This is a genomic window from Arthrobacter sp. NPDC080031, from assembly GCF_040702485.1.
Classification (GTDB): domain Bacteria; phylum Actinomycetota; class Actinomycetes; order Actinomycetales; family Micrococcaceae; genus Arthrobacter.
Genome location: NZ_JBFBLA010000001.1, coordinates 369,867 through 384,567, shown reverse-complemented (window position 1 = coordinate 384,567; position 14,701 = coordinate 369,867). Strand labels below are relative to the sequence as shown.

Annotated in this window: 15 protein-coding genes; 14 read left to right on the top strand and 1 reads right to left on the bottom strand. The window is 63.5% G+C overall.

Annotation, left to right across the window (positions count from 1 at the left end):
- Positions 1-2 precede the first annotated feature (2 nt).
- From thrB to AB0323_RS01755, 6 genes are all read left to right on the top strand, one after another.
- Positions 3-977: a homoserine kinase gene (gene thrB, locus AB0323_RS01780; RefSeq protein ID WP_366175842.1), complete on the top strand. Its 975-nt coding sequence runs from the start codon at positions 3-5 to the stop codon at positions 975-977.
- A 301-nt stretch (positions 978-1,278) separates the two neighbouring features.
- Complete coding sequence (rho, locus tag AB0323_RS01775; RefSeq protein ID WP_366175841.1) at positions 1,279-3,417, top strand: transcription termination factor Rho; 2,139 nt, start codon at positions 1,279-1,281, stop codon at positions 3,415-3,417.
- Between the two features lie 176 nt (positions 3,418-3,593).
- Positions 3,594-4,667 carry a peptide chain release factor 1 gene (gene prfA / locus AB0323_RS01770; RefSeq protein WP_366175840.1) on the top strand — a complete coding sequence of 358 codons (1,074 nt, stop codon included), beginning with the start codon at positions 3,594-3,596 and terminating at the stop codon, positions 4,665-4,667.
- Between the two features lie 18 nt (positions 4,668-4,685).
- A complete protein-coding gene (gene prmC / locus AB0323_RS01765; protein ID WP_366175839.1) occupies positions 4,686-5,558 on the top strand; it encodes a peptide chain release factor N(5)-glutamine methyltransferase in 873 nt (290 codons plus the stop codon).
- 12 nt (positions 5,559-5,570) lie between these two features.
- The gene (locus AB0323_RS01760; RefSeq protein ID WP_366175838.1) at positions 5,571-6,392 is read left to right on the top strand and encodes an L-threonylcarbamoyladenylate synthase; all 822 of its coding nucleotides are present in this window, start codon (positions 5,571-5,573) and stop codon (positions 6,390-6,392) included.
- On the top strand, positions 6,389-7,186 hold the full coding sequence (locus AB0323_RS01755; protein WP_366175837.1) for a WecB/TagA/CpsF family glycosyltransferase: 798 nt from the start codon (positions 6,389-6,391) through the stop codon (positions 7,184-7,186). The genes AB0323_RS01760 and AB0323_RS01755 overlap by 4 nt, the downstream gene beginning before the upstream one ends.
- 5 nt (positions 7,187-7,191) lie before the next feature.
- On the opposite strand, the gene AB0323_RS01750 is transcribed toward AB0323_RS01755, so the two are convergent.
- The gene (locus tag AB0323_RS01750) at positions 7,192-8,088 is read right to left on the bottom strand and encodes a glycosyltransferase (RefSeq protein ID WP_366175836.1); all 897 of its coding nucleotides are present in this window, start codon (positions 8,086-8,088) and stop codon (positions 7,192-7,194) included.
- Between the two features lie 213 nt (positions 8,089-8,301).
- Between AB0323_RS01750 and AB0323_RS01745 the strand changes: the two genes are divergently transcribed.
- The 8 genes from AB0323_RS01745 to atpA all read left to right on the top strand — a co-directional run bounded on the left by AB0323_RS01745 (position 8,302) and on the right by atpA (position 14,697).
- Positions 8,302-9,411 carry an MraY family glycosyltransferase gene (locus AB0323_RS01745; RefSeq protein ID WP_366175835.1) on the top strand — a complete coding sequence of 370 codons (1,110 nt, stop codon included), beginning with the start codon at positions 8,302-8,304 and terminating at the stop codon, positions 9,409-9,411.
- A gap of 128 nt (positions 9,412-9,539) precedes the next feature.
- Positions 9,540-10,028: a hypothetical protein gene (locus AB0323_RS01740; protein WP_366175834.1), complete on the top strand. Its 489-nt coding sequence runs from the start codon at positions 9,540-9,542 to the stop codon at positions 10,026-10,028.
- A 25-nt stretch (positions 10,029-10,053) separates the two neighbouring features.
- A complete protein-coding gene (locus AB0323_RS01735) occupies positions 10,054-10,353 on the top strand; it encodes a hypothetical protein (protein WP_366175881.1) in 300 nt (99 codons plus the stop codon).
- A gap of 81 nt (positions 10,354-10,434) precedes the next feature.
- Complete coding sequence (gene atpB, locus AB0323_RS01730) at positions 10,435-11,235, top strand: F0F1 ATP synthase subunit A (RefSeq protein WP_364533545.1); 801 nt, start codon at positions 10,435-10,437, stop codon at positions 11,233-11,235.
- 80 nt (positions 11,236-11,315) lie between these two features.
- On the top strand, positions 11,316-11,534 hold the full coding sequence (atpE, locus tag AB0323_RS01725) for an ATP synthase F0 subunit C (protein ID WP_364533548.1): 219 nt from the start codon (positions 11,316-11,318) through the stop codon (positions 11,532-11,534).
- 54 nt (positions 11,535-11,588) lie between these two features.
- Positions 11,589-12,149, top strand: coding sequence for a F0F1 ATP synthase subunit B (locus AB0323_RS01720; RefSeq protein WP_364533551.1), 561 nt, complete (start codon positions 11,589-11,591; stop codon positions 12,147-12,149).
- Positions 12,149-12,976, top strand: coding sequence for a F0F1 ATP synthase subunit delta (locus AB0323_RS01715; protein WP_366175833.1), 828 nt, complete (start codon positions 12,149-12,151; stop codon positions 12,974-12,976). The genes AB0323_RS01720 and AB0323_RS01715 overlap by 1 nt, the downstream gene beginning before the upstream one ends.
- Positions 12,977-13,059: 83 nt before the next feature.
- Positions 13,060-14,697 (top strand): F0F1 ATP synthase subunit alpha, encoded by a 1,638-nt coding sequence (atpA, locus tag AB0323_RS01710; RefSeq protein ID WP_366175880.1) that lies wholly within the window; start codon positions 13,060-13,062, stop codon positions 14,695-14,697.
- The last annotated feature ends 4 nt before the right edge of the window (positions 14,698-14,701 follow it).

Here is a 14,701-nt window from a genome sequence, read left to right as displayed (position 1 = left end):
GAGTGGAAACCACGCAGCCCACCGCGACCGGCCTTAAGCTTGTCGCGGCAGGCCAGCAGCTGACCGTCAGGGTCCCGGGTACGAGCGCCAACCTGGGTCCCGGCTATGACAGCCTCGGCCTGGCATTGTCGATCTACGACACCCTGACTGTCGAAACTCTTACCACCGGAGAGCTCGAGTTCGAGCTCTCCGGTGAGGGCGCCGAGACCCTACCTCGCGATGCCAGCCACCTCGTCGTGCGTGCCCTCAACACGGCCTTGGAGCGACTTGGTTTCCGGCACAGCGGTCTGAAGATCAGCGCGGACAACGTCAACCCGCACGGCCGCGGACTTGGCTCCTCGGCCTCGGCAGTGGTCGCAGCAGTGACCGCGGCCAACGCCTTGGTGCCCGAATCCGCCCAGCGTGACCGCGAATGGATCCTGCAACTTACGAGCGAGATGGAAGGGCATCCGGACAACGTCGCTCCCGCGATTTTCGGCGGACTGGCCCTGTCATGGCAGGACAGCGAGCAGTACAGCAGCACCCGCGCAGAGGTGGTCCCGTCGGTCATCCCGATCGTGGCCGTGCCTGACTACGAACTGTCCACCGAGACTGCCCGCGGTTTGCTGCCCGCCTCCATCGGCCACCACGCAGCGGCCATGAACTCAGGACGCGCTGCGCTCCTGATCCACGCATTGACAGCCGACCCCCGTTTCCTTCTTCCCGGCACGGAGGACTACCTGCACCAGAGCTACCGCGCAGAGGCAATGCGGCCAAGCGCGGCGCTGATCAAGGCATTGCGGTCTTCGGGCCATGCGGCTGTCGTTTCGGGAGCGGGACCCACAGTTCTGGCGTTGGCCAACGGCGCGGACGAAGCCGGGGCGATTGCCGAAATGATCACCACTTTCACCGCGGAGAACACTCCGGACGTCGCGTGGCGCGTGATGACACTGGCAGTGGACGTTGAAGGTGCTAGAGTGGACTTGCACCGGCGGTAGAACCGCGGGCAGTTCCCTGACATTGGATCCCGGCTTAATGCCGTTCCCGTCTCCTACTGTGTCGAAGTCTGCCGGTGTCGTCTCCTTATCGGCCTGTCGCAGGTGCCACAGAACCCTTTCTGTCACCCGAACCGTCAGCCCGCGCCCCGCCCGCCGGAGCATCGAAGACGCATTAGTATCCGGCCCTGCTGAAACTAAACCGGCAAGACCGAAATCACGGCTGCAGATCTGAACTGCAGTCCAGAACAAATCATCGCGTCCAGCTCTAGGTCTGGACGCCGTCGAGGGGGAAGGATCCTTCGTGACAGAAACCACTGAGCTGGCTTCAGCTGTGGACACAACATCTTCCGCAGCTGAATCAACGGCCGCAACCGCCAAGAGCAGCGGCCTTGCAGGCCTCAAGCTCGCGCAGCTCCAGGCTCTTGCCAGTCAGCTGGGCATTTCGGGCGGATCCCGGATGCGCAAGGGGGACTTGGTCTCGGCCATCTCGGCCCACCGTGCCGGTGCAACCACGAGCAAGGCTCCTACCGCGGCCAAGGCCGTGGCAGCAAAGGCCGCGCCTGCCCCGGAAGCTGAGGCCACTGCCGCAGCATCCACCGACGCTCCCGCGCAGGACGGTACCCGGGCACGTGGCCGTGGCCGAAGCCGTCGCGCCACCAGCGACGGTGTTGTTGCCGCTCCTGCCGCAGCGGAAACCGCGGAGGCACCCGCCGTCGCCGTCGAGGCTCCTGCCGCTCCCGCCGCCGAAGCAAGCGAGGCCGCCAGCGAACGCCGCCAGCCGCGCACGCGGAACCGCCGTCGTGGCGAGGCCGCTCCTCTGGAGACCGGTGAAGCCGCCGGTGAGACCCGCGCTGCCGAGCAGCCCCAGGCAGAACAGCCCCGCGTAGAGCAGCGTCAGCCGGAACAGCGTCAGCCCGAGCAGCGCCAGACCGATCAGCGTCAGCCTGAACAGCGCCAGCCTGATCAGCGCCAGACCGATCAGCGTCAGACCCAGCCGCGCCAGGGCGATCAGGCCTCGGTTGAGGCCGGCGAGCCCGGCCAGCGCGAACGCCGCGAGACCACCCGTACGCGTCGCGAAGACACGAACGACGGCGATGACACCGGCAACCGCCGCAATCGTCGCAACCGCCGCGACCGCAACGACCGCCAGGGTCCGCAGGACAATCGCGACAACCGCGATGGAAACACCCGCAGCGACCGCTTCCGCGACCGCAACGAACGCCGTCGCGGCCGCGGCCAGGGCCCGGACGTCGACGACGTCGAGGTCACCGAGGACGACGTCCTTCTGCCGGTTGCCGGGATCCTGGATGTGCTGGAGAACTACGCGTTCATCCGCACTTCCGGTTACCTGCCGGGTGCAAACGACGTGTACGTATCCCTCGCCCAGGTCAAGAAGTACAACCTGCGCAAGGGTGACGCCGTCGTCGGCGCAATCCGCGCCCCGCGTGACGGCGAGGACCGCAGCCAGCAGTCCGCGCGCCAGAAGTTCAACGCGCTCGTCCGCGTCACGTCGGTCAACGGCAAGACGCCCGATGAGCTCAAGGACCGCGTCGAATTCGCCAAGCTCGTCCCGCTGTACCCGTCCGAGCGCCTGCGCCTCGAAACGGATCCCAAGAAGATCGGCCCGCGCGTCATCGACCTCGTGGCCCCGATCGGCAAGGGCCAGCGCGGCCTGATCGTCTCCCCGCCCAAGGCCGGCAAGACGCTCATCCTGCAGTCCATCGCGAACGCGATCACCACCAACAACCCTGAGGTCCACCTCATGATGGTGCTGGTCGACGAACGTCCCGAAGAAGTCACGGACATGCAGCGCACCGTCAAGGGCGAGGTCATTGCCTCGACCTTCGACCGTCCCGCAGATGACCACACCACGGTGGCCGAGCTTTCCATCGAACGCGCCAAGCGCCTCGTGGAAATGGGCATGGACGTGGTGGTCCTCCTGGACTCCATGACCCGCCTGGGCCGCGCCTACAACCTGGCAGCGCCGGCCTCCGGCCGCATCCTGTCCGGTGGCGTCGACTCCGCTGCGCTCTACCCGCCGAAGCGCTTCTTCGGTGCTGCGCGCAACATCGAAAACGGTGGCTCGCTGACCATCCTTGCAACCGCCCTCGTGGAGACCGGTTCCAAGATGGACGAAGTCATCTTCGAAGAGTTCAAGGGCACGGGCAACATGGAGCTTCGCCTGTCCCGCCAGCTGGCGGACAAGCGCATCTTCCCGGCAGTGGACGTCAACGCTTCGGGTACCCGTCGCGAGGAGAACCTGCTTTCGGCCGAAGAGGTCAAGATCATGTGGAAGCTGCGCCGCGTCCTGTCCGGACTCGAGACCCAGCAGAGCCTTGAACTCCTGACCAACAAGATCCGGGAGACCGGGAGCAACGTCGAGTTCCTCATGCAGGTACAGAAGACGACTCTTGGAGCCAAGTCGGATAACGACAAATAGCTGTTTTAGGGGCGGGCGCTGGTTCGTTCGTGCGGTTGATGCCGCGCGGACGTTCCGCCCCGCCCCTTCGCGTTGCAACGCGGGGTCAGATACGGCCCGTCCGGACCCTCGGAATGGGCCGTAAGTGACCCCGCGTTGCAGTTATTAGACTTGTAGAAGTCGAAAGAGGTTTTGAAATGTTTGAGTCCGTACAGGGATTGCTCGATGAGCATGCAGCTATCCAGGCGCAGTTGAGTGATCCTGCCGTTTATGCCGACCAGGCTTTGGCCCGCAAGTTGGGGCGGCGGTCTGCCCAATTGCAGGGCATCGTGGAGGCATACAACCGGTGGCGCGGGCTCATGGACGATCTTGAAGCGGCAAAGGAAATGGCTTCCGAGGACGCCGAATTTGCTGCCGAGGTAGACGAAATCGAGGCGCAGCTTCCGGCAGCGCAGGAGAAGCTGCGGCGGTTGCTCATCCCGCGCGATCCTGACGACGCCCGCAACGTCATTCTTGAGGTCAAGGGCGGCGAAGGCGGCGACGAAGCGGCGCTCTTCGCCGGGGACCTGCTGCGCATGTACATGCGTTATGCGGAGTCGCGCGGCTGGAAGACCGAGCTCATCTCGGCCACCGAATCGGATCTGGGCGGCTACAAGGACGTCCAGATGGCCGTCAAGGGCAACTCGAACGATCCCGCGGAAGGCGTGTACGCCCGCTTGAAGTTCGAAGGCGGCGTGCACCGCGTCCAGCGTGTTCCCGTCACCGAGTCGCAGGGCCGCATCCATACTTCCGCGGCCGGTGTACTCGTGCTCCCGGAAGTCGATGAGCCCGAAGAACTCGAGATCAACCAGAACGACCTCAAGATCGACGTCTACAGGTCCTCGGGTCCCGGCGGCCAGTCCGTCAACACCACGGACTCGGCCGTCCGCATCACCCACCTGCCCACGGGCATCGTGGTGGCCATGCAGAACGAAAAGTCCCAGCTCCAGAACCGCGAAGCGGGCATGCGCGTCCTTCGCGCGCGTATCCTTGCCCACCAGCAGGAGCAGATCGACGCCGAGAACTCTGCCCAGCGCAAGTCGCAGATCCGCACCATGGACCGTTCGGAGCGCATCCGCACGTACAACTTCCCGGAGAACCGGATTGCCGACCACCGTACCGGCTACAAGGCCTACAACCTCGACGCCGTGATGAACGGTGACCTGGAACCGGTCATCCAATCGGCCATCGAAATGGATGAACAGTCCCGACTGGATGCCCTGGGCGAGTAACGGCCTGCAAGGATCTTCATGACGCTCTTTCCGGGCCAAAGCCTCGCCGACGCCGTGCGTGAGGCAACAACCATCCTGTCCGACGCTGGAGTCCCCACTCCGCGCGTGGACGCGGAACTCCTCGCAGAACATCTCCTGGGCGTCGGCCTCGGACGCCTGCGCGCCATGCTGCTTGGTGATTCCGCCGCCCCGGATGGCTACGCGGACCTTGTGGCCGAGCGGGCACAGCGCGTTCCGCTCCAGCACATCACCGGCGTCGCGCACTTCCGCTACCTCACGCTTGCCGTGGGCCCGGGCGTGTTCATTCCACGGCCGGAAACGGAATCCGTGGTCCAACTGGTCATCGACCACCTCCAGGGGCTCAATCGCCCCAAGGTGGTTGACCTTGGTACCGGCTCCGGCGCCATTGCAGCTTCGATCGCCCACGAAGTGCCGGGGGCCGAGGTCCACGCCGTCGAATTCAGCACGTTCGCGCATGCCTGGGCCTCCAAGAACCTGAAGCCCCTCGGAGTAAAGCTCGTGCAGGGCGACCTCCGCGATGCCCTGGCCGAACACGACGGAACTTTCGACGTCGTCGTTTCCAATCCGCCGTACATCCCGGCCGAAGCGATTCCGAACGAACCTGAAGTGGCCCTGCACGATCCGCCCGAGGCACTGTACGGCGGGGGAGCGGACGGAATGGAGCTTCCGACGGCGGCCGCCGCCTCGGCTGCCCGGCTCCTGAAGAGCGGCGGCTTCTTCGTGATGGAGCACGCCGAGGTGCAGGCAGGGTGGATTTCCGAACATCTGAAGGCCGCCGACTGCTGGACGCGTGTCAGCACCCACCTCGATCTGAACGGCAAGGAACGTGCCACGAGCGCAGTGTTGGCAATCGCTGCCTCCGGGAAATGAAAGAATAGCGCTGTGACCACAAGCTACAACTGCACGTCAGAGGAACAACGCGCCGAAGGCCTGGAGCATGCGCAGCGCGCCATCAGCGAGAAAAAGTGTGTCGTCATGCCGACGGACACCGTCTACGGCATTGCCGCCGACGCGTTCTCGCCGCAGGCCGTGACCATGCTGCTTGTCTCGAAGGGCCGTGGCCGCCATATGCCGCCCCCGGTGCTGATCCCGCGGCTCAATGCGCTCGACGGGCTGGCAACCGATGTCTCGGAAGAAGCCCGCAAACTGGCAGAAGCCTTCTGGCCCGGCGGCCTGACGCTGATCTTCCATGCCCAGCCGTCGTTGGATTGGGACCTGGGCGAGACCCGCGGAACCGTGGCCCTGCGGATGCCCGACGACGAAATTGCGCTCGAACTGCTCAACCGCACCGGCCCGCTGGCGGTGTCCTCGGCTAACCGCACCGGTCAGCCGGCCGCACAGACCGCCGCCGAGGCGCGGACCCAGCTTGCCGAATCGGTTGAGGTGTACCTCGAGGGTGGCTTCCGCCCAGTCGAGGGAACCGAGTCCCGACCGTCCACGATTGTCGACGCCACCACGCTGCCGCTGCGTGTGGTGCGCGATGGCGCCATTTCCGTGGAACGCCTCCGCGAAGTTGTTCCCGGGGTGCTTGCCTTGGGCGAAACCGCGCCGGAACCGGCGACGGAGGCTGAAACCGCCCCCGAACCGGTGACGCAGACGGAAACCGCGCCGGAAACTGAAACAGCGTCGGAACCGGAAACTGAAACCGCCCCCGGCGAGACCCCTGTTCAGACCCCTGTTCATACGGAGACCAGGTCCGAATGAGCCTGGTCCGGGATCGTGTTCCCCTTCTGGACGTAGACGTCACCGCGCTTTGCGCCGAGGAACTCATCGAGGCCATCAGCGGGTACGTTTCGGACGGCACCACCAAGGTTGTCCTCGGACACAATCTGCACAGCGTCACGTTGTTTCATTCGAGCCCGGACTTCCGCAGCCTCTATGAACGCAGCGATGTAGTGCTGATGGACGGCGCGCCTGTCGCCATGCTCTGGGGACTTGGACGCCACGGAGGTTCACGCGGCGAGGCCGCGGGGTTGATGGAATACCGTCTGGGATCCACCGACTGGGTGCCTGCGCTCGGCGGCGTTGAAGGACTGCGCCGGATCGCCGTCGTCGGGGCCGGCCCCGAGGCCAACAGGAAGACGGTGGAGCGTCTCCGCAAAATCGTGCCCGGCGCAGAGGTTTCCGGCCGGCCCGGCGAGAATTGGGACGACGCCAGCGAAGAGGCCGCCGTCGCCTGGCTGGCGGAATTCCGCCCGCAGCTAGTGCTTCTTGGCCTGGGTATGCCGCTGCAGGAATCTGTCCTGCACCGCCGCCTCAACGAGCTTCCGCCGGCCGTCTACTGCACCGTCGGCGGAGCCATCGAACAACTGGCGGGTCTCCAGAAGCTCGCTCCACGCTGGCTGGGCCGGCTCGGGCTTGAATGGGCCTGGCGGCTCGTACTGCACCCGGGACGCGTCGCTTACCGGGTCTTCGGTGAGCCGTGGGTGCTTCTCGGCCTGTTGGTCCGACGCCGGCTCTCCGGCAGGAACAGCACGCCGGATCCAAGCGCCCGGTAGGGCCTTTAGAACTTCTGGTCTTCCAGCGGGCCGAAGCCCTTGTCCCGCAAACCGGCGGAGAATGCCCGGAACCATTCCGCAAGCCCGCGGAAGTCACCGCGGGGGAGGAAATAGCCCAAGTAGCCTCCGATGTCGGCCACCATCGACTTGCCACGGCGGTAGCGGCGGATCAAGTAGCCCCGGTTGCGGTAGTAGAAGTAGCGCTTGAACGCTGAATCCGGCACGATCACGTGCCAGCGCGCGCCGAAGACGTGCTTTGTCTCGGAAAACGCGTGCGGGTGGGTGATCCACGCCGTGGCGACCGTGCCGAAGCGGATCCCGGCTTTCCTGAGGCGGATCATGAAGTCGACCTCATCGCCCCGGATGAACAGCCGGATATCCGGCACTCCCACTTTGAAGAAAACGCTGGAACGGATGAGCGCACCGTTGAAGAAGTGCCCGACGTCGGGCAGGAACCCCGCCTTCTCGACTTCGGCGCGCTCGTGGGTCACTTTGCCGTCAATCCGGAAGAAGAAGGAGAGCTTGTCGGGGTGGCCGGGTGCCACGACAAGCGGCACGACCGCGTCCAGTCCGCGGGCCTCCGCCTCTCGTACCAGGGTTTCGAGACAGGTGGGATCGGCGGGTTCGGCGTCATCGTCCATGATCCAGACCCATTCGGCGCCGCTGGCCACTGCCTTGAGGATCGCAAGGGCGAAGCCCCCCGCGCCGCCCAGGTTCGCGTCCGAGCGCACGTAGTCCACCTTTGGATGGCTTGACGCAAGCTCCCGCGAAGGGGTGGTTCCGCTGTCCACGAGGCAAATGGTGTCCACGGGCATGGACTGCTTGTTGATGGCGTCGAGCAGGACTGCTAGCTCTCCGGGGCGGTCGAAGGTGACGGCCGCTACGGCAACGGAGACAGGCATGTAGGGTTCCTTCCGGGCAGTCGCGGGGAGGGTCCTCCCGGCTCGCCCTAGGGGCGCGTGAAACGGAGCAAAGCCGCCGTTGCCGCTAGTATCTTGACAGAGTCCAACTGTAGTACAGCAATATTCGGCGGTGCGCAGAGGTGTTGCAGGTGTTGTGCCGGCAGCTAGTCGCCAGGGACAGAATCCACCACCATCGCCAACAGGAGCCGCCACGTGATCATGTATTCGCTCATGATGCTCACGGCTGCCGTCGTGTCGTACCTCGCTACGTGGGTAGCCCGCCAGATGGGTAACAAACTTCGGCTTTTTGCCCCCATCCGCAGCCGGGATATGCACTCGGTGCCAATTTCCCGACTCGGCGGCCTGGGCCTTTTCGCCGGCTTTGCCGTGGCCCTCGTGGTAGCCAGCAATTCGTTCTTCGTGAAGGACATCTTCCACGGGAACGGTGCGCCGTGGGGAATCCTCGCAGGTGCCCTGGTGATCGTCGCGGTGGGTGTTGCCGACGACATGATGGACATCCGCTGGTGGGTCAAGCTGATCGGCCAATGCACGGCGGCTACGATCGTTGCGGTCTGGGGCGTGCAGATGTCCGTGGTTCCCTTTGTTCCGGAGCCCATACGGATCGAGGCGGAGCCGCTGCGCGTCGTCCTGACTGCCCTCGCCATTGTGACCACCATGAACGCAGTCAATTTCATCGATGGCCTCGATGGCCTGGCAGCCGGTGTCGCCGCGATCGGCGGGGTTGCGTTCTTCCTGACGGCGTATTGGGTCCACCGCAATGCAACGCTGACGGACCGCTCGGACCTGGCCGCGCTGTTGATGGCCATCATCGTGGGTTGCTGCATCGGATTCCTGCCGCATAACTGGTTCCCGGCCAAAATCTTCATGGGCGATTCCGGTGCCATGCTTTTGGGCCTCGTGATGGCCTCGGCCGGTGTGGTGTCCACGGGCCAGATCAGTTCAGGACTTTACGATCGCGCCAACGGTATTCCGACCATTGTGCCCATCCTGCTGCCGTTCGCGATTCTCTCGCTGCCGTTGCTGGACCTCGGCCTGGCGGTATTGCGGCGCACAGCACGTGGCCAGTCGCCCTGGTCGGCTGACCGTGGACACTTGCACCACAAGCTCATCGAGCTCGGCCACACTCACCGCACAGCAGTGCTCATGATGTATGTGTGGACCTGCATTCTGGCGTTTGGAGGCCTGGCGTTTGCCATCTTCCCTTGGCAGATGGTCCTCACCGTCGACATCGTGGCCGCGCTGATCATGGCCGGAGTGACAGCCTGGCCGTACTTTGTCCGAAAAGGCCGCGCCGCCCAGTAGACGGTGTGTGACGAGGGCGTTAACATCACAGTTCTATCTCATGTAGAATTCTAGGGCGGACAGTCACTCGCCCGCGCACCCACCCTATTTGAGACTTTGGCATTTTTGCCACGACGATTGGCATCCCCATGACCTCCAACGCCGGCGGACAGCAGTCCGACTCGAGCGGCGTTGCTGCCCCGCGCTCCACGTCTTCGCTGTGGCTGCGGCTTCTTTTCCTCAGCTCGACGACGGCGGTGGCGGCTCTCGCGGCGACGTCGGCAGTTGCGGTGGCTATGAATGGTGGCGTAGGAGTGCTTTCTGCCGCACTCGGCGGGGCGATCGTGATGGCATTTTTTGCCATCAGCCTCCTGATCGGCCATTTTGTCGGCCGGGATAATCCCTCCGGTGCGGTCGGCCTTTTTGTCGCCAGCTACTTTGTCAAGGTCATCGGCTTCGCGGTGGTGCTGTTCGTCTTGGGCGCCCCTGCATGGCTGCACGGACGCTGGTTCGTGATTGGCGCCGTCGTCACGGTTATCTCGTGGCAAGCCGCCGAAATCTACGGCTTCAGCAAGGCCCGGCTCCAGATCTACAACGACCCCGCAGCAGGCAAAGGGGGCGACGATGTTCACTCCTAGGAACAAGCGACGCTCCGCCACACCCATTGCCGCAAAACCCGGCGATTCCACTGAGCAGGAGAGCGACGGAAGCGACGGCGGATACAACGCCGGCATCGCCGTCTTCAGCTACATTGTTGGCGGAATCATAGTCTGGAGTTTGATAGGCTGGGGTCTGGATAATCTGTGGGGGACTCGCTGGATTGTGCTCCTTGGCGCTCTGCTTGGAGCCGCAGGAGGGTTCTATCTTTCCCATATGCACGGCCTCACCAGTCATCGCTCGTCTTCCGGTGAGAGCAAAGCAGACAGTGGTCCGTCCCAGGACGGGAACAGTAATGCCAAATAATTTCACACGGGAAATGGCTGCAGGAAACGCGGCCGGATCCTCAACAACGCCCAATGATGGACACTGCAGAGAGGAAACGCGTTGATCGCGCTTGCGCTCCCGGCCCAGGATTCAGGGACCTTCACTCCTCCCGGAATCGACCAAATGCACCTGCCGGCTATCCTGCCGTGGGGTGCGAGCGATGGCTTCTCCAAGCAGATGCTGCTGGTGATCCTGTCGGTCGTCCTTATCGCTTCATTCTTCCTCGCCGCTGCACGCAAGCAGCAGCTGGTTCCCGGCAAGTTGCAGTTCGCGGGCGAGATGGCCTACGGCTTCGTCCGCAACAGCATCGCCAAGGACATTATCGGCGGCCGCGACTTCATGAAGTACGTACCGCTCCTGTTCACGTTGTTCTTCTTCATCCTGGTGAACAACATCTACGGCGCCATTCCCGTGATCCAGCTTCCGAGCTTCTCGCACGTCGGCGGGGCCTATGTGCTGGCCGCAGTGGTATACGTCACCTGGATCGGCATCGGCATCAAGAAGAACGGCTTGAAGTACTTCAAGCTGGCCACGGTTCCTTCAGGCGTCCCGTGGTTCATCCTGCCGATCGTCGTACCGATCGAAATCATCTCCAACTTCCTGGTCCGGCCGGTAACGCACAGCCTCCGTCTCTTCGCGACCATGATGGCCGGACACCTCATTGTCATGATCGCCGGCTCGGGTATCGAGTTCCTCGTCATGCAGGAAAACGTCCTTCTCAAGGGCGCTTCCGTGCTCGTGCTCGTTGGCGCCATCGCCATGTACATGCTCGAAGCACTGATCATGGTGCTGCAGGCATACGTCTTCACCCTTCTGACTGCGATCTACATCGAAGGCGCACTCCACGCCGACAGCCACTAGGCACAACCTCAATCTTCCCCTTCGGGGGTTGAAGCAAACCAAACAACCTGCCGCGACTGCGGCATCTTGAAAGGAATACAATGAACGGCAACATCAACGGCTCCCTCAACCTCATTGGCTACGGTCTCTCCGCCATCGGCGGTGGTATCGGTGTGGGTCTCGTATTTGCTGCTTACATCAACGGTGTTGCACGTCAGCCGGAAGCTCAGCGCGTGCTCCAGCCGATCGCGTTCCTTGGTCTGGCTCTTACCGAAGCCCTCGCCATCCTCGGCCTGGTCTTCGCTTTCGTTCTCAAGTAAACCGCTAAGAACCAAGCGAACATTCAGAACCGAGTAGATAAGGACGGGTGAAATATGAATCAGCAGATCATCTCAGCCGCCGCTCAAGACGCCGCCGAGTCGGCTAATCCGCTCCTTCCCAACCCGTGGGAAATGGGCGTGGTCTTCGCCGGCTTCGTGGTCCTCTTGTACATCGTGGTCAAGTTTGTTGTCCCGATGTTCGAGAAGACCTTCGCGGAGCGCGCAGAGGCGATTGAGGGTGGCATTGCCAAGGCTGAAAAGGCCCAGGCTGAAGCTTCTGCAGCTCTCGAAGAGTACAAGCAGCAGCTGCACGACGCCCGCGCCGAGGCCAACCGCATCCGCGAAGAAGCTCGAGCCGAAGGTGCCCAGATCCTCGCGGAGCTGAAAACCAAGGCAGCAGCCGAGTCGGCACGCATCACCGAGCAGGCGTACGCCCAGATCGAATCCGAGCGCCAGGCAGCTGTTGTCTCCCTGCGTTCAGAGGTGGGCACCCTGGCCACGACTTTGGCAGAGCGCATCGTTGGCGAATCGCTCAGCGATGACGAGCGTGCCGCCCGCGTGGTGGACCGCTTCCTGGCAGATCTGGAGACCCAGAGCGCAGGTGCAGCTAAGTAATGGCAGGTGTATCGAGCGAATCGCTGACGAAGGCGCTGGAGCAGCTGGAAGCCAAGCTTCCGACGGCCTCGCTGCAGTTGGCTAAGGACCTCTTCGGAATCCTGGGAACGGTGGACAGCTCGGCTGGCTTGCGCCGCGCCCTGACTGACCCCTCCCGCAGCGGAGAAGAAAAGTCGGCGCTGGTCAAGCAGCTGGTTGGCGGGAAAGTCTCCGCTGATGCTGCGGAAATCGCAAGTGGATTGGCTGGCTTGCGCTGGGCATCTGCACGCGATATCGGCGATGCACTCGAGACTCTTGCCGCCACGGTGGTCATCGCCGTGGCTGAAAACAAGTCGGCCGTTTCTGCCTCCGGAATCACGGGGCTGGAAGAGCTGGAAAACGATCTGTTTGCTTTCAACCAGGCCGTTGCTTCCAGCCACGAGGTACAACGTGCTCTGGGAGAGTCGCAGGCAAGTGCTGCGGCCAAGATCAGCCTGGCGGAGAAGTTGGTTCCCGGCGCAAGCCCGGAAGCCCAGCTCCTCATCGGCCAGGCTGTGTCGCAGCCGCGCGGCGTCAAGCCGAGCAAGCTCATCGACAATTTCGCCAAGCTTGCAGCCAAGCGCCAGCAGCGCTGGATCGCAACTGTCCGCGTTACCCGTCCGTTGACGGATGCGCAGGCCAGCCGTCTGCAGGCCGGGCTTGATGCCCTCTACGGTCGCGAGTTGAAGGTCAACGTCAGCGTTGATCCGACTCTGATCGGTGGGATCCGGGTCCAGGTGGCGGACGAAGTGCTTGACGCTTCCGTCGTAGCCCGCCTGTCCGAACTCCGCCGGCAACTCGCCGGCTAGCCAGACAAGCACAACTTAACTGATACAAACACCGGTCATCGTGAGCAACGATGATCACGAAAACAGGAGAGCAGGGACTGCAGATGGCCGAATTGACCATCAACGCCGACGACGTCCGTAATGCGTTGAACGAGTTCGCGGCGTCCTACGAACCCGGAAACGCAGAGCGCGTAGAGGTCGGCCGCGTGACCGCCGCAAGTGACGGCATCGCCCGTGTTGAGGGCCTTCCCTCGGTCATGGCGAACGAGCTGCTTCGCTTCGAAGACGGCACCCTGGGCTTGGCCCAGAACCTCGACGTCCGCGAAATCGGCGTCATCATCCTCGGTGACTTCACCGGTATCGAAGAAGGCCAGGAAGTCCACCGCACCGGTGAAATCCTGTCCGTCCCGGTAGGCGACGCCTTCCTGGGCCGCGTAGTTGACCCGCTGGGCCAGCCCATCGATGACCTCGGCGAGATCAAGGCCGAGACCACCCGTGCACTGGAACTCCAGGCTCCGGGCGTGACCCAGCGCAAGTCGGTGCACGAGCCCATGCAGACCGGTCTCAAGGCTATCGACGCCATGATTCCGATCGGCCGCGGCCAGCGCCAGCTGATCATCGGTGACCGCCAGACCGGCAAGACCGCCATCGCCGTGGACACCATCATCAACCAGAAGGCCAACTGGGCCTCGGGCGATGTCACCAAGCAGGTGCGCTGCGTTTACGTCGGTGTCGGCCAGAAGGCTTCCACCATTGCCGCTGTCCGCCAGACCCTGGAAGACCACGGCGCGCTGGAATACACCACCATCGTGGCTTCCCCGGCATCCGACCCCGCCGGCTTCAAGTACCTGGCTCCGTACGCCGGCTCGGCCATCGGCCAGCACTGGATGTACGGCGGCAAGCACGTACTGGTGATCTTCGATGACCTGTCGAAACAGGCCGAAGCCTACCGTGCAGTGTCGCTGCTGCTCCGCCGCCCGCCGGGACGCGAAGCATACCCGGGTGACGTTTTCTACTTGCACTCCCGTCTGCTGGAGCGTTGTGCCAAGCTCTCCGACGAGCTGGGCGCAGGCTCGATGACCGGTCTTCCGATCGTCGAAACCAAGGCCAACGACGTCTCGGCCTACATCCCGACCAACGTCATCTCCATCACCGACGGCCAGATCTTCCTGCAGTCGGACCTCTTCAACGCCAACCAGCGCCCCGCTGTTGACGTCGGTGTGTCCGTGTCCCGTGTTGGTGGTTCGGCACAGGTCAAGTCCATGAAGAAGGTGTCCGGTACCTTGAAGCTGGACCTGGCGCAGTACCGCGACATGCAGGCGTTCGCGATGTTCGCGTCCGACCTCGACGCGGCTTCACGCCAGCAGCTGACCCGTGGCGCCCGCCTGATGGAACTGCTCAAGCAGGGCCAGTACTCGCCGTTCCCGGTCGAGGACCAGGTTGTATCCATCTGGGCCGGTACGAAGGGCTACCTGGACGATGTTCCGGTTGAGGATGTCAGCCGCTTCGAGTCCGAGTTCCTGGAGCACCTCAAGCACAAGTCCTCCATCCTGACCACGCTGGCGCAGACCAACGTCCTGGACGACGACACCGCTGAAGCGCTGAAGTCCTCGATCATCGACTTCAAGAAGGGCTTCTTCGGAGAAGGCGACAACCGCTTGGTTGGTGCCGGCCACGAAGAGCACGAAGCGATTTCCGGTGGCGAAGTCGACCAGGAAAAGATCGTCAAGCAGAAGCGCTAGAGCA

Coding starts and splice junctions, on each gene's coding strand:
- prfA (WP_366175840.1), top strand. CDS start 3,594: ATGTTTGAGTCCGTACAGGGATTGCTCGATGAGCATGCAGCTATCCAG.
- prmC (WP_366175839.1), top strand. CDS start 4,686: ATGACGCTCTTTCCGGGCCAAAGCCTCGCCGACGCCGTGCGTGAGGCA.
- AB0323_RS01755 (WP_366175837.1), top strand. CDS start 6,389: ATGAGCCTGGTCCGGGATCGTGTTCCCCTTCTGGACGTAGACGTCACC.
- AB0323_RS01750 (WP_366175836.1), bottom strand. CDS start 8,088: ATGCCTGTCTCCGTTGCCGTAGCGGCCGTCACCTTCGACCGCCCCGGA.
- AB0323_RS01740 (WP_366175834.1), top strand. CDS start 9,540: ATGACCTCCAACGCCGGCGGACAGCAGTCCGACTCGAGCGGCGTTGCT.
- atpE (WP_364533548.1), top strand. CDS start 11,316: ATGAACGGCAACATCAACGGCTCCCTCAACCTCATTGGCTACGGTCTC.
- AB0323_RS01720 (WP_364533551.1), top strand. CDS start 11,589: ATGAATCAGCAGATCATCTCAGCCGCCGCTCAAGACGCCGCCGAGTCG.
- AB0323_RS01715 (WP_366175833.1), top strand. CDS start 12,149: ATGGCAGGTGTATCGAGCGAATCGCTGACGAAGGCGCTGGAGCAGCTG.
- atpA (WP_366175880.1), top strand. CDS start 13,060: ATGGCCGAATTGACCATCAACGCCGACGACGTCCGTAATGCGTTGAAC.